This is a genomic window from Erythrobacter tepidarius, assembly GCF_002155695.1.
GTDB classification, from domain to species: Bacteria; Pseudomonadota; Alphaproteobacteria; order Sphingomonadales; family Sphingomonadaceae; genus Erythrobacter; species Erythrobacter tepidarius.
Genome location: NZ_MUYJ01000005.1, coordinates 128,475 through 141,397, shown reverse-complemented (window position 1 = coordinate 141,397; position 12,923 = coordinate 128,475). Strand labels below are relative to the sequence as shown.

Sequence of the window (12,923 nt, the reverse complement as noted above, 5' to 3'; positions counted from 1 at the left end):
GTCGCATCGCGGCGGAGGGGCGGGCAGCCTTGCGGTTCCTCGGCGATGCCCCGATATAGTGGCCGCCAGAGAGGACAGACCATGACCGACGATCCCCGCACCATCACCGATGCCGAGTGGCGCGCGCGGCTCACCCCGATGCAATATCACGTGCTGCGTGAGGCGGGGACCGAGCGCGCCTTCACCGGCGAATACGACAAGTTCTTCGAGGAGGGCGAATATCACTGCGCCGCCTGCGGCACGCAGCTGTTTTTTTCCACCGACAAGTACAACAGCGGCTGCGGCTGGCCCGCCTTCACCCGCCCGGCCGATGACGAGGTGATCGAGGAGCACCGCGACACCTCCTATGGCATGATCCGCACCGAGGTGCGCTGCGGCAAATGCGGCGGGCATCTCGGCCACGTCTTTCCCGATGGCCCGCCCGAACGCGGTGGTCTGCGTTACTGCATCAATTCGGCAGCGCTGGTCTTCACCCCGGCCGCGGACTGAACCGGCACACCGCAGCGGGGGACGATGATGCAAGGCCGGTTCACCCGCGGTTACAACTCGCCTATGCAGGCAGGCACGCGTCGTCCGTTTGCGACGGGCCTTAACGGATTGAACTGAAGTCCATGTCCAAGCGGGGTGACCGGTTACAGCACAAAGGTGCCCGCGGCAGCCGCCGGGCTGCGGCGCACCGCGCCGAGGGGCCTGCCGCGCGCAGCGGGGCGCGCGCCGGCGGCGAAGCGCCCGCGCGTTGGCGCGTCTGGCTCAGGCGCGGGGCGATTGCCGGTGGTCTGCTGGCCTTGCTGGCGGTGATATTCCTCGGCTTCGCGGTCGGCTTCGCGGCCCGCTCGCTCCCCAGCTTTGCCGAACTCCGGGCGACCCAGCCCGGCCAGACCATCATCGTGCGCGCCCGCGACGGGCGCGAGATCGTCGAGCTGGGGCCGAGCTTCGGCGAATGGCTCGATTTCGCGGAAATCCCCGAGACCATGAAAAACGCGATGGTCGCGGTCGAGGACAAGCGCTTCTATTCGCATTTCGGGGTCGATCCGGTGCGTCTGGTGGGCGCGGTGGCCGAATATGCGCTGGGCGAGCGGGCGCGGATCGGCGGCACCTCCACCATCACCCAGCAGCTCGCGCGCAACCTGTTTCTCAACAACAACCGCACCCCCGACCGCAAGGCACGCGAGGCGGTGTTGGCAATGGCGCTCGAATGGAAGTTCTCCAAGGAGGAGATCCTCGAGCTCTATCTCAACAAGGTCTATTTCGGCGGCGGCGCCTACGGCATCGATTCGGCCAGCCGCAAGTTCTTCAGCCATCCTGCCGATGAGCTGTCGGTGGGCGAGGCGGCGATCATCGCCGGCCTCGTCAAGGCGCCGAGCCGCTATTCGCCCACCGCCGATACTCAGGCCGCGGTCGATCGCGCCAAGGTGGTGCTGCGGCTGATGCGCGAGCAGGGCTATATCACGGCCGATCAGGCCTCGGTTGACGTCTCCGAGGTGCAGCTCAAGGAGCAGACGTCCCAGAACTCGGTGCGCTACTTCACCGACTGGGTGTTGCCGCAGCTCGACATCATCCTGCCCGAGACCTTCGAGCCGATCGAGGTGTGGACCACGCTCGATATCGGGATGCAGCGCGCCGCCACCGCGGCGATCGAGGCCAATACGCCGGCCAATGCCCAGGGCGCGCTGGTCAGCCTTGATCGGGACGGGGCGATCCTCGCCATGGTGGGCGGCACCGACTACGTCGCCAGCAATTACAACCGCGCCACCGCCGCGATGCGCCAGCCGGGGTCCGCGTGGAAGCTGTTCGTCTATCTCGCCGCGCTCGAGGCGGGCTACACGCCCGAGGACACGGTTACCGACGCGCCGGTGACGATCGACGGCTGGAGCCCGCGCAACTCCACCGGGCAATATATCGGCGAAACCGATGTGCGCACCGCCTTTGCCTTTTCGATCAACACCGTCGCAGCGCAGCTCGGCAACGAGGTCGGGTTCGGCACGGTCGCTTCGATGGCCAAGCGCTTCGGGATCACCTCGCCGGTGGCGACCTATCCTTCGATGGTGCTCGGCTCGTCCGAAGTCCGGCTGATCGAGCTGACGCAGGCCTTTGCGGCGATCGCAGCCAAGGGGATCAAGGTCGAGCCTTACGGCATCGCCAAGGTCACCACCGCCAGCGGCGAGGTGCTTTACCGCCACGAGACCACGAACGAGCAGGCGCTGGTGGCCGACTATGTGGTCGCCGGAATGACCGACCTGCTTCAGGCCGCGGTGCAGACCGGGACCGGCCGCGCGGCGCAGATCGGGCGGCCAGTGGCGGGCAAGACCGGCACCACCTCGTCGAACAAGGACGGTTGGTTCATTGGCTTTTCCAGCGGGATCACCACCGGCGTGTGGATGGGACGCGACGATGCCAAGGCGGTGCCCGGATTGCAGGGTGGCCGCGCCCCGGCGCGGGCCTTCGCCGCCTTCATGCGCCATGCTGTCAAGGATCGCCCCGTCGAGGCGTTCGAGACCACGGTCGAGCTGCCCGAATGGCAGATGGAGCCGGACGAGGAAGCGATGTTCGGCGCACCCGAGGATTACTACTTCATCGACGAGCAGGGCAATCTGGTCGAGCCCGTCCGGCGCGAGCCGAGCCGCAGCCCCTTCGGCCCCGATGGCGAACGCCTGCGCGATGCCCCCCCGGCGGCCAGCCAGGATTTCCTCGAAGAGGCGACCGGGGGCGAATTGCCGCGGCCCCCGCGCGAACAGCGCCGCCCGCCGCAGCCGCAGGCGACCCGTCCGCCGCCGGATCAGTAATGCGGTCTGGCCCACGAAAGAAGGCGCCGGGAACTGCCCCCGGCGCCCTTTTCGTTCGGGCTGCGCGGCAGCTTAACGCAGGCGGACCGGGACGAAGACCGGCGGCTGCCCGCGCCGCTGGTAACGCAGCAGCAGCGCCTCGCGCTTTTCGGCGGTCGCCGCCTTGACCTGCGCCAGCAGCGCCTCGACGCTGGCGACATCCTGATAATTGGCCGACAGGATGATATCGCCGCGGCGCAGGCCCTTGCGGGCGGCATCGGAATTGGGATCGACCGCACTGATCACCACGCCCTTGGTTTCCACCGGCACCCCGAGCGAGCGCGCGATCTGCGCCGTCAAGGGGATCACCTGCAGGCCGAGCCTGTCCTCAATCGTGCCGTCCGAGGTGCCCGGAGCCATCGGCTCCTCGGCATCGGGATCGAAGGTCTGGGTCTGCTGGCTCAGCTCCGCCTCGCTCGGGCGCTTGCCGAGCGTGACGTTGACGGCGATCTGCTTGCCGTCGCGCAGCAGTTCGACCGGCACCCGGGCGCCCGGCTGGAGATTGGCGACGAGGAAGGAGACGGTCTGGTCGGCGGTCACCTCCTTACCGTTGACCCGGGTGATGATGTCGCCCGGCCTGATGCCTGCACGTGCGGCCGGGCTGTCGTCCTGCACGGTCTGCACGAACTCGCCGCGGCGCTTCTCGAGGCCGAGCGAGGCGGCAAAGTCCTCGTTGATCGGAGCCAACCCGACGCCGAGATAGCCGCGCTCGATCTCGCGGCCGGCCTTGAGCTTTTCGACGATCGGAGCGGCGATTTCGGCCGGGATCGCAAAGCCGATCCCCACGCTGCCGCCCGAGGGCGAGAAGATCGCATTGTTGATGCCGATCACGTTGCCGCGCATGTCGAACAGCGGGCCGCCCGAATTGCCGCGGTTGATGCTGGCATCGGTCTGGATGTAGCGATCATAGGCACCGCCCTGGCCGGTGTTGCGATAGACCGCCGAGATGATCCCGCTGGTGACCGTGCCGCCGAGGCCGAAGGGATTGCCGATCGCCACCACCCAGTCGCCCACCCGTGCTGCGCTCGAATCCCCGAAGCGCACGAAGGGGAAGGTCTTGTTGGCGCGGATCTTGAGCACCGCGAGGTCGGAGGCGGCATCCGCGCCCACCAGAACGGCTTCGTATTCGGAGCCGTCGGCCAGAGTGACGGAGATCGATTCCAGCTTGGCGCGGGTGTCGGGCGGATTGATGACGTGGTTGTTGGTGACAACATAGCCGTCAGCCGAAATGATGAAGCCCGAACCCAGCGATTGGGCCTCGCGCGTCTGCGGCTGAACGCCGCCACGGCGGCTGAACAGGTCGGCAAAGGGCGTGCCGGCGAAGGGGTTGTTGCTGACTTCGATCCGCTGACGGGTGGAGATGTTGACCACCGCAGGCTGGAGCTGCGCGGTGAGATCGGCGAAGCTCGCGGGTGCGCCGGCGACCGGCACCACACGGTCCATCACCGCATCATCGTTCTGCGCCACCTGCGCGCCGAGAGGCTGGCCGGTGATCAGCGAGACCGTCGCGCCGCCCACCAGCAGCGCGCTCGATAGTCCATAAACGTAGCGCACTTTTTTCACGTCCTCTTGATCCTTATTCTCGTGTCCGGAATGCGCAAGGCAGCCCCGGCGTTCCTCGATCTGTCCCCATGCCGCCTGATTGCGGTCAGGCGGCCCCGATTCAGCGCTCGTCGCCTGAACGCCAATTGAACGCTCGCAGCGCTTCGCCGGACGCCAATCGTCGCCCGTCGAACGACCTACTTCTTGCCCCGGAACTGGCGGAAATATTCGCTGTCCTCCGAGAGCACCATGGTGCTCTGCCCCTCGCCGGCAAGGAAGGTCTGCCGGTAGCTCTGCATCGCGCGATAGAAATCGTAAAACTCCGGATCCTTGCCATAGGCCTCGGCATAGATCGCGGCAGCATCGGCCGAGGCCTTGGCCTGGATTATCTGGGCATCGCGCTGGCCGGCCGCACGGATCGTGGCGGCTTCCTCTTGGCGATCGGTTTCCATCCGGGTGAAGGCGGCATCGAGGGGGCGGCCTTCGGGCAGGTCCGCCGCCTTGATCCGCACGTCGAGCACCTGCGCGCCATATTCGCGCGCCTGCCGGTCGAGCGCCTTGGTGATGTTGGCCATCGCCGTCCCCCGCTCGGCGGAAATCAGCGAAGCGAACGGGCGGCGCCCGAGCTCCTGTCGCACCACCGAGGTGAGGATCGGCAGCAGCTGGCTTTCGAGCTGGCGCTCGTTCCCGGCCCGCTCGACCAGCCGCACCGGATCGATGATGCGATAGCGGGCATAGGCATCAACCTGCAGGCGCTGCTGATCGTTGGAGAGCACCTGGGTGCGCTCCATATCAAGATCGAGCACGCGGCGGTCGATCATCTGCACCTGCTCGACGAAGGGAATGCGCCAATTGATCCCCGCCCCGGTCTGGCCATAGGGCGCATCGGGCCGGAACCGGTTGAACACCCGGTCGGGCTGGCCGGTGCGGATCACCACCGCCTGGTGGGTCTCGGGCACGATCACGATGCTGGCCAGCAGCGCCACCACCACCGCAACCGTGCCGATCGCCAGCGCCTTGTAATTCTGCATCAAGCGGTTCATCGCCTCATTCTCCCTGCGGCCGCGCGGGCTGAGCCTGCGAGCGCCGCTTCACTTCGGGCAGCGGCAGGTAGGGCATGACATTGCCGGACTCGACGATGGTCTTGTCGGTCTTGGACAGGATCGATTCCATCGTCTCGTAATAGAGCCGGCGGCGGGTCACTTCGGGGGCAAGCTTGTATTGCTCGTAGATATTGTTGAACTCCGAGGCATCGCCCTGCGCCCGTGCGAGCAGCTGCTGCGCCACCGCGCGGGCGCGGTTGATCGCGGCATCGGCATCCTGCTGGGCTGAAGACACGTCCTTGAAGGCCTCTTCCACGCGCGCGGGCGGATCGGTCTTGTTGATCTCGATGCCCTGCACGGTGATGCCCGAACGATAGGCATCGAGCCGCGCCTGCATCCGCTCGCGCACGTCCTGCTCGATCTCGGCGCGGCCTTCCCCGGTGAGCACCTCGTCGAGCTTCTTGCGCGCCACGGCGGCGCGCATCGCCGCCTCACCGATTTCCAGCAGCGCGTTGCGCGGATCATCCAGCTGATACTTGTAAAGCGTGAGATCGGAGATGTTCCAGCGGATCAGGTAGCTCAGATCAACCAGATTCTGGTCGGAGGTGAGGATCAGCTTTTCGATATTGGTGCCGGGGATGTTTTCCGAGCGGATCTGCGCGACATTTTCCTTCTCCACCATGTGGATCGGCCAGGGCGCGGTGATGTTGGTGCCGGAATCGAGCGTGTCGGCATACTTGCCGCCCAGCCATGTCACCACCGCCTGCTCGCCGGGCTGGATGAAGTGGACACTGGTGACCGCGACCCAGATCAGCCCGATCGCGCCGATGATCACCGGCACCCAGCTCTTGCCGCCCGGTCGTTCGGGCAAGCGGAAGCTCGGGCCGCCAGGCCCGCCGCCTGTGCGGCGCGGGCCTGCGGGGCCACGGTTCTTGAAGATATCGTCAATGCTGGCCGAACGCCGCCTGCCGGCTTCACCGCCGCCGGGCAGCCAGGGATTGCGCGGGCCGCTCTCGCCGCCGCCGGGCTTGTCGCTGCCCGGCGCATCCGCGCGCGGTTCGTTTGCTCCGGAGCCTTCATCCGGGCCGGTCTTGCCCCAGGGATTCTTGCCAGCCATGGCAAGGCCGCGCGCGGCAGCGCCAAGACGTTCTCTCCAGCCGTCATGTCTTTGCATATTGCCCTTATAAGTATCCCTTGAGCGAAAAACAGGGGTTGGCTGACGGAATTTGATGGTAGAGGCGGGAGGCATGAACAGCCCGCCTGATCCCGGCCGCCATCCCCCGCGCGCACCTGGTGCCGAGGAAGCGACGATCCGTGCCGCCCTCAGCTCCGAAATCAACCACCGCGTCCGCTCGGCGCGGATCGTTGCCCGCCGCGCGGTGATCGTCGCGGAAGCCGGCGATCTCGCGCCCGAAGCGCGCGCCGCGCTGGAAGCCGACATCACCGCCGCGCTGGCCCCGCTGGCAGAGATCGACGAGGTCCGCGTCGCGCTGACCGGCGAGCGGCGCCGCGTCCGGCTGATTGCGGTCGGCAGCGGCAAGGGCGGGGTCGGCAAGTCCACCCTCACCACCAATCTCGCGGTCGCGCTGGCGCGGCTGGGACGCAAGGTCGGGGTGATCGATGGCGACATCTACGGCCCCTCGCAGCCCAAGCTGCTCAAGACCGAGGGCATCAAGCCTTCCGTCACGCCCGAAGGCGACAAGCTGGTGGCGATCGACAGCCCTTACGGGGTCAAGGTGCTGTCGATGGGCCACATCGTCGCGCCCGGCAAGGCGCTGGCCTGGCGCGGGCCGATGACGGGCAAGGCGCTCACCCAGCTGGTCGATGCCGACTGGGGCGATACCGAACTGCTGCTGGTCGATCTGCCGCCGGGGACGGGGGATGTGCAATTGTCGATGCTCTCGGCGCACAAGCCCGATGGCGCGGTGCTGGTTTCGACCCCGCAGGATCTTGCGCTGATCGATGCCGCGCGCGCGGGCCAGCTGTTCGAACAGGGCGAGGTGCCGATCATCGGCCTGGTGGAGAACATGGCGGGCTATTGCTGCCCCGAATGCGGCCATATCAGCGATCCCTTCGGCAGCGGCGGGGTAGAGAAATTCGCCGCCGCGCTGGAAATCCCCTTCCTCGGCCGGGTGCCGCTGACGCTGGCGACACGGATCGCGGGCGACAAGGGCGAACCGCCCGCCGCCGGCGATGACGAAACCGCCGCGCCGTTCCGCGCGATTGCGGAAAAGCTGGCAAGCTGGCTGGCTACCGGGAAGCTCTGAGCCATGCAGATCTCGCGGCGCGGATTGCTGGCAGGGGCGGCAGCAGGCGGGGGGCTGCTGGTGGCGTGGTGGCTGATACCGCGCGCCTATCGCACGCCGTTGGTCGCCGCGCGGGGCGAGCATGTGTTCGGCGCGTGGCTCAAGATCGCTTCCGATGGTGTGGTGACGGTCGCCGTGCCGCAGCTCGAGATGGGGCAGGGCATCACCACCCTGCTGCCGCAGATCGTCGCCCAGGAGCTTGGGGCGGACTGGCGCCAGATCGCGGTCGAGCCGGCGCCGGTGTCGGGGGCCTATGGCAATGTCCCGCTGGCGCAGAAGTGGATCGCATTGTGGGATCCCAGCTTTGCCGGCCTTGCGCCCGCTACCGACAGGTTGATGGCCGAACGCTTCGCCGGCGCGCAGCGCTTCAACGCCACCGCAGACGGGACGTCGCTTGCCGCCTATGAAATGCCCTGCCGCGAGGCGGCGGCCGCCGCGCGCGCGATGCTGGCCCAGGAAGCCGCCGCGCGCTGGGGCGTGGCCTGGGAGGAATGCGCGGTCGAAGGCGGGTTCGTCACGCATGGCAACCACCGTGCGCGTTTCGGCGAGCTGGCCGAGGCGGCGGCTGACCATGCCCCGCCCGATCCTCCGCCGCTGCGGCCCGAACCTCCGCGCGAGAAGCCCCTGCCCGCCGATGCCGAGGACCCGCCGGCCTTCCCGCGGCTCGATCTGCCCTCCAAGGTCGATGGCTCCTACCGCTTCGCCGGGGATGTGCGCCTGCCCGGGATGGTCTTTGCGGCAATTCGCCACGGCCCCGTCGATGGTTCGGAACTGGTCGGGTTCAACCGCGATGCCGCCGCCGGGATCAAGGGTCTGGTCGGGATCGTCGAAAGCAAACGCTGGCTCGCGGTGGCCGCCGAGACGTGGTGGAGCGCCGATACCGCGCTCGAAGCGATGAAGCCCAAATGGTCGACCGCCGCCCCGGTCAGCAGCAACGAGATCGCCGCCAAGCTCGATACCCTGCTGACCGGGGGCGAGGCCTTTCCGATTGCCGAGACCGGCTTCGGGCGCGAGGCGCTGAGGCGGGTCGACATCGGGCGGCGCTACGAAGTCGAACCGGCCTATGCCGCGCCGGTCGAGACAGCCTGCGCGGCGGCGCGCTTCGTCGACGGGCGGCTCGATCTGTGGATGGCGACCCAGGCGCCCGAACAGGCACGCATCGCTGCGGCCCGGGCGATCGGCATCTCGACCGAGGACGTGGCGCTCTATCCCATGCCCGCCGGGGGCAGCTTCGATGCGCGGCTGGAACATGATCATGCGATCGAGATCGCGCAGATCGCCAGGCAGCTGGATCGCCCGGTGCAGCTGACCTGGTCCCGCCGCGACGAGCTGATCCGCGCGCGCCCGCGCGCACCGGCGTGGCTGCTGCTCGGCGCGCAGCTATCGAAAAGCCAGGACGGGGCGATCGACGCGCTGCATGTGCGTATTGCAACCCCTTCGGCCGCAAGGCAATTCGGCCAGCGCCTGTTCGGCAATCTCACCAGCATGGCCGCAATCCGGGCGACGAACGGCGTGCCCGATCCGATGGCCTGCGAGGGGGCGGTGCCGCCCTACGCAGTGCCCGGCGTGTTCGTCGAACATGTGCCCGCCGCGATCGATCTGCCGGTCGGTCGGGTGCGCGGCAATGCCTGGGGCCCCACCACCTTTGCCATCGAGAGCTTCATCGACGAGATCGCCACCAAGTTCGGGCGCGAGCCGCTCACCTTCCGCATCGCGATGCTCGGCAAGGACATAAGGCTGGCGGCGTGCCTGCAACGCGCCGCGCAGCTCGCCGGGTGGAACGGCGGGCTCGACCAGAGCGGGCAGGGCCTGGCGGTCGCGCGGCTCGGCGAGGGGCCCGAGGCCGCGCGGATCGCCTGCGTCGCCACCGCCCGCCAGAGCGAGGGCGGGGTGCGCGTCACCGAGCTTGCCGCCGCTGTCGATATCGGCCGGATCATCAATCACGACATCGCCCGGCAGCAGATCGAGGGCGGGCTGGTGTTCGGGATCGGCATCGCGCTCGCCAACCCGCTCAGGCTGCGCGGCGGGATGCCCGAGAGCCAGGATTACGACAGGCTCGGCCTGCCGACGCTGGCCGATTGCCCGGACATGCGCATCGAATTCATGGACAGCCAGGCCCCGCCAGCCGATCCGGGCGAGCTGGGGGCGGTGGTCGCGCCGCCCGCGATTGCCAATGCGCTGTTTTCGGCTACAGGCTTGCGGCTGAGACGACTGCCCCTACTTTCGGACGGCGTATGACCCGGACAGAACATCACCTCCCGGTCCGGGCCAGGCCTGCGCGCCGGAAACCTATCGCCTGCCGATCGTTGGGGCGGCAATGACCTGGCAGACCCAGCGCCTTCCGGGCGATCACCCTCCCGTATCAAGCGGCATGATCGGCGTCTTGCTGATCAACCTCGGCACGCCCGACGGGCCCGATCCGGAATCGGTCCGCCGCTATCTCAAGCAGTTCCTGTCCGATACGCGGGTGGTCGAGATCCCGCCGATCGTGTGGCAGGTGATCCTGCGCGGCATCATCCTCAACACCCGTCCGCAGAAAAGCGCCAAGGCCTATGCCAAGATCTGGACCGAGCGCGGCTCGCCGCTGGCCGATATCACCGCGCGCCAAGCCGCGGCCATGGCAGGGCGCTTCGGCGAACATGTCGTGGTCGATTACGCCATGCGCTACGGCAATCCCTCGATCGAAAGCCGCCTCACCGCGCTGATGGATCAGGGCTGCGACCGCATCCTGATCGCGCCGATGTATCCGCAATACTGCGCCGCCACCACCGCAACCGTGTTCGACGAGGTCGCGCGCGTGCTCGCCGGGATGCGCTGGCAGCCGGCGCTGCGCTTCGTGCCGCCCTATCACGATCATCCCGGCTATATTGCCGCCCTGGCCGAGGATCTGACGCGGCAGGTGCGCGCGCTCGCCTTCACGCCGGAAGTGATGCTGATGAGCTTTCACGGGATGCCGCAACAGACGCTGCAGAAGGGCGATCCCTATTATTGTCACTGCATGAAGACCGCCCGCCTCCTGCGCGAGGCGCTGGCGCAGCGGAGCGAATTTGCCGGAGTGCGGTTCGAGACCACCTTCCAGTCGCGCTTCGGGCCTTCGGCCTGGCTCGAACCTTCCACCGATGCGACCCTGATTGCCGAAGGCGGCAAGGGCACCAGGCGGCTGGTGGTCGCTGCGCCCGGCTTTGCCGCCGACTGCGTCGAGACACTGGAGGAACTGGCGATCGAGGGACGCGAGGAATTCGTCGAGGCGGGGGGCGAGGACTATGCCGTGCTCGACTGCCTCAACACCTCGGAGCACGGGCTCGCGATGATCGAGGCCCTGCTGCAACGCGAATTGTCGGGTTGGATTTGACGCTTTAGAAACGCACATTAATGTAAGTTGCGAATCCGAACTCATCACGGAGCATCGAAACGCCATGGCCACCCTTGCCGCAGCCCCGCAGGACAACGAAACCATCGGGGGCGGCGCCCCTGCGGATGCGCCGCGTCACTGGAGCGAAAGGCGCCTGAGCGCGGCTGATCTGGCCCACATCCCGGGCGATGCCGGCTGGCCGCTGGTCGGCAACACCTTCACCATGCTGGCCGATCCGCACGCCTTTGCCGAGCGGATGATCAAGACTCACGGCAAGGTCTACAAGAACCGCGCCTTTGGCGGCTGGCAGGTCGCCCTCATCGGGGCCGAGGCGAACGAACTGCTGCTGTTCAACAAAGACAAGATCTTCTCGTCGGAGCAAGGCTGGGGCCCGGTGCTCGACCAGCTCTTCCCGCGCGGGCTGATGCTGATGGATTTCGAGCGTCACCGGATCGACCGGCGCGCGCTCTCGATTGCCTTCAAGCCCGAACCGATGCGCCACTATGCGGGCGCGCTCAATCGCGGGATCGCGCGCGAGGTCGCCACCTGGGCTGGGCCGAAGCGGTTCTACCCGGCGATCAAGAAGCTCACGCTCGATCTGGCGGCAGAGAGCTTCATCGGCCTGCCGTGGGGGCCGCAAGCCGACAGGATCAACCAGGCCTTCGTCGACATGGTGCAGGCCTCGGTTGCGCCGGTGCGCCGGCCGCTGCCCTTCACCAAGATGAAGAAGGGCGTCGATGGGCGGGCCTATCTGGTGGACTATTTTACCCGCGAAACCCTTCGCCGCCGCGCCGAGGGCGGTGGGCAGGACATGTTCAGCCAGTTCGCCACCGCCACCCGCGAGGACGGCAGCCTGCTCCCCGTGGACGAGGTGGTCGATCACATGAACTTCCTGATGATGGCGGCGCATGACACCATCACCTCTTCGGCGACATCGCTGGTCTTCCACCTCGCCTCGAACCCGGCATGGCAGGAGAAACTGCGCGAGGAGATTTTCGCGGTCACCGGCGGGCCGGATGGCGACGGCAACCCGCGCCCGCTCGACTATGACGATCTGGCCAAGCTCGAATTGACCGAAATGGCGTTCAAGGAATCGCTCCGGATGATCCCCCCGGTGCCTTCGATGCCGCGCCGCGCGCTGCGCGAATTCGAATATGGCGGCTATCGCATTCCCGCGGGCGCGATGGTGGGGATCAACATCTACTGGACGCACCATTCGGAGGAATACTGGGACAATCCCTTCACCTTCGATCCCATGCGCTTCACGCCGGAGCTGGTGAAGGCACGGCACAAATATGCCTGGGTGCCGTTCGGCGGGGGCGCGCACATGTGCCTCGGCCTGCATTTTGCCTATATGCAGGTGAAGATCCTCATGGCCCAGCTGCTCCAGCGCTACCACATCACGGTCGCGGCCGGCTACAACCCCGCATGGCAGGACTGGCCGATCCCACAGCCCAAGGACGGGCTGAAGGTGGAGTTCCGGCCGCTGTGATGTTTCACGTGAAACATCGCGCGCCCTTCGATGATCGGACGATTGACGTGCCGCTGAGATGACGGCGCGGCGGGCGGGTGCCCCCGCGCATGGCTGCCCGGTTCGAGGCTGAAGGCATTGCGAGCACGACTGCCCGGCGCTTGCCCGCGAAAAGAGAAAAGATCAGAAATCCCAGGCGATGCCGTTCTTCTCCCAATCGCCGTAGCGGGTGGGGGAAAGCTTTTCGGTGGACTCGACCGCCTTGGGAGCAGGCGGCGGTTCGTTGGTCCAGTGCGCGGGCTTCTTGAAGGTCTTGGCGGCTTCGGACTTTTGCTTGGTCATGCCCGCCAAATGCCCATGCTGGCGCTTTGTTTCAAGCAAGGTCAG

10 protein-coding genes are annotated in these 12,923 nt (G+C 67.2%); 6 read left to right on the top strand and 4 right to left on the bottom strand.

Going from position 1 to position 12,923, the window contains the following annotated elements; all coding sequences use genetic code 11:
* The first annotated feature begins 81 nt into the window (after nucleotides 1-81).
* Complete coding sequence (gene msrB, locus BZF61_RS06470; protein ID WP_086617864.1) at nucleotides 82-489, top strand: peptide-methionine (R)-S-oxide reductase MsrB; 408 nt, start codon at nucleotides 82-84, stop codon at nucleotides 487-489.
* Between the two features lie 122 nt (nucleotides 490-611).
* Entirely contained in the window at nucleotides 612-2,783 is a 2,172-nt protein-coding gene (locus BZF61_RS06465; RefSeq protein WP_086617863.1) for a transglycosylase domain-containing protein, read from the top strand.
* Between the two features lie 72 nt (nucleotides 2,784-2,855).
* Here the strand turns inward: BZF61_RS06465 and BZF61_RS06460 are convergent, their stop codons facing one another.
* The 3 genes from BZF61_RS06460 to hflK form a co-directional block, all read right to left on the bottom strand.
* Nucleotides 2,856-4,385, bottom strand: coding sequence for a Do family serine endopeptidase (locus tag BZF61_RS06460; protein ID WP_086617861.1), 1,530 nt, complete (start codon nucleotides 4,383-4,385; stop codon nucleotides 2,856-2,858).
* 176 nt (nucleotides 4,386-4,561) lie between these two features.
* A complete protein-coding gene (gene hflC / locus BZF61_RS06455) occupies nucleotides 4,562-5,407 on the bottom strand; it encodes a protease modulator HflC (protein WP_086617859.1) in 846 nt (281 codons plus the stop codon).
* A 4-nt stretch (nucleotides 5,408-5,411) separates the two neighbouring features.
* Nucleotides 5,412-6,524 (bottom strand): protease modulator HflK, encoded by a 1,113-nt coding sequence (hflK, locus tag BZF61_RS06450; protein WP_086617858.1) that lies wholly within the window; start codon nucleotides 6,522-6,524, stop codon nucleotides 5,412-5,414.
* Between the two features lie 130 nt (nucleotides 6,525-6,654).
* Between hflK and BZF61_RS06445 the strand changes: the two genes are divergently transcribed.
* The 4 genes from BZF61_RS06445 (at nucleotide 6,655) to BZF61_RS06430 (ending at nucleotide 12,557) form a co-directional block, all read left to right on the top strand.
* On the top strand, nucleotides 6,655-7,674 hold the full coding sequence (locus tag BZF61_RS06445; protein WP_211276726.1) for an Mrp/NBP35 family ATP-binding protein: 1,020 nt from the start codon (nucleotides 6,655-6,657) through the stop codon (nucleotides 7,672-7,674).
* A 3-nt stretch (nucleotides 7,675-7,677) separates the two neighbouring features.
* Nucleotides 7,678-9,951 (top strand): xanthine dehydrogenase family protein molybdopterin-binding subunit, encoded by a 2,274-nt coding sequence (locus BZF61_RS06440; RefSeq protein ID WP_086617856.1) that lies wholly within the window; start codon nucleotides 7,678-7,680, stop codon nucleotides 9,949-9,951.
* Nucleotides 9,952-10,030: 79 nt separating this feature from the next.
* Entirely contained in the window at nucleotides 10,031-11,065 is a 1,035-nt protein-coding gene (gene hemH / locus BZF61_RS06435) for a ferrochelatase (RefSeq protein WP_086617855.1), read from the top strand.
* 64 nt (nucleotides 11,066-11,129) lie between these two features.
* Nucleotides 11,130-12,557 (top strand): cytochrome P450, encoded by a 1,428-nt coding sequence (locus tag BZF61_RS06430; RefSeq protein ID WP_086617853.1) that lies wholly within the window; start codon nucleotides 11,130-11,132, stop codon nucleotides 12,555-12,557.
* Nucleotides 12,558-12,719: 162 nt separating this feature from the next.
* Here BZF61_RS06430 and BZF61_RS06425 read toward each other — a convergent pair whose 3' ends face one another.
* Complete coding sequence (locus BZF61_RS06425; protein WP_211276725.1) at nucleotides 12,720-12,878, bottom strand: DUF1674 domain-containing protein; 159 nt, start codon at nucleotides 12,876-12,878, stop codon at nucleotides 12,720-12,722.
* Nucleotides 12,879-12,923: the final 45 nt, after the last annotated feature.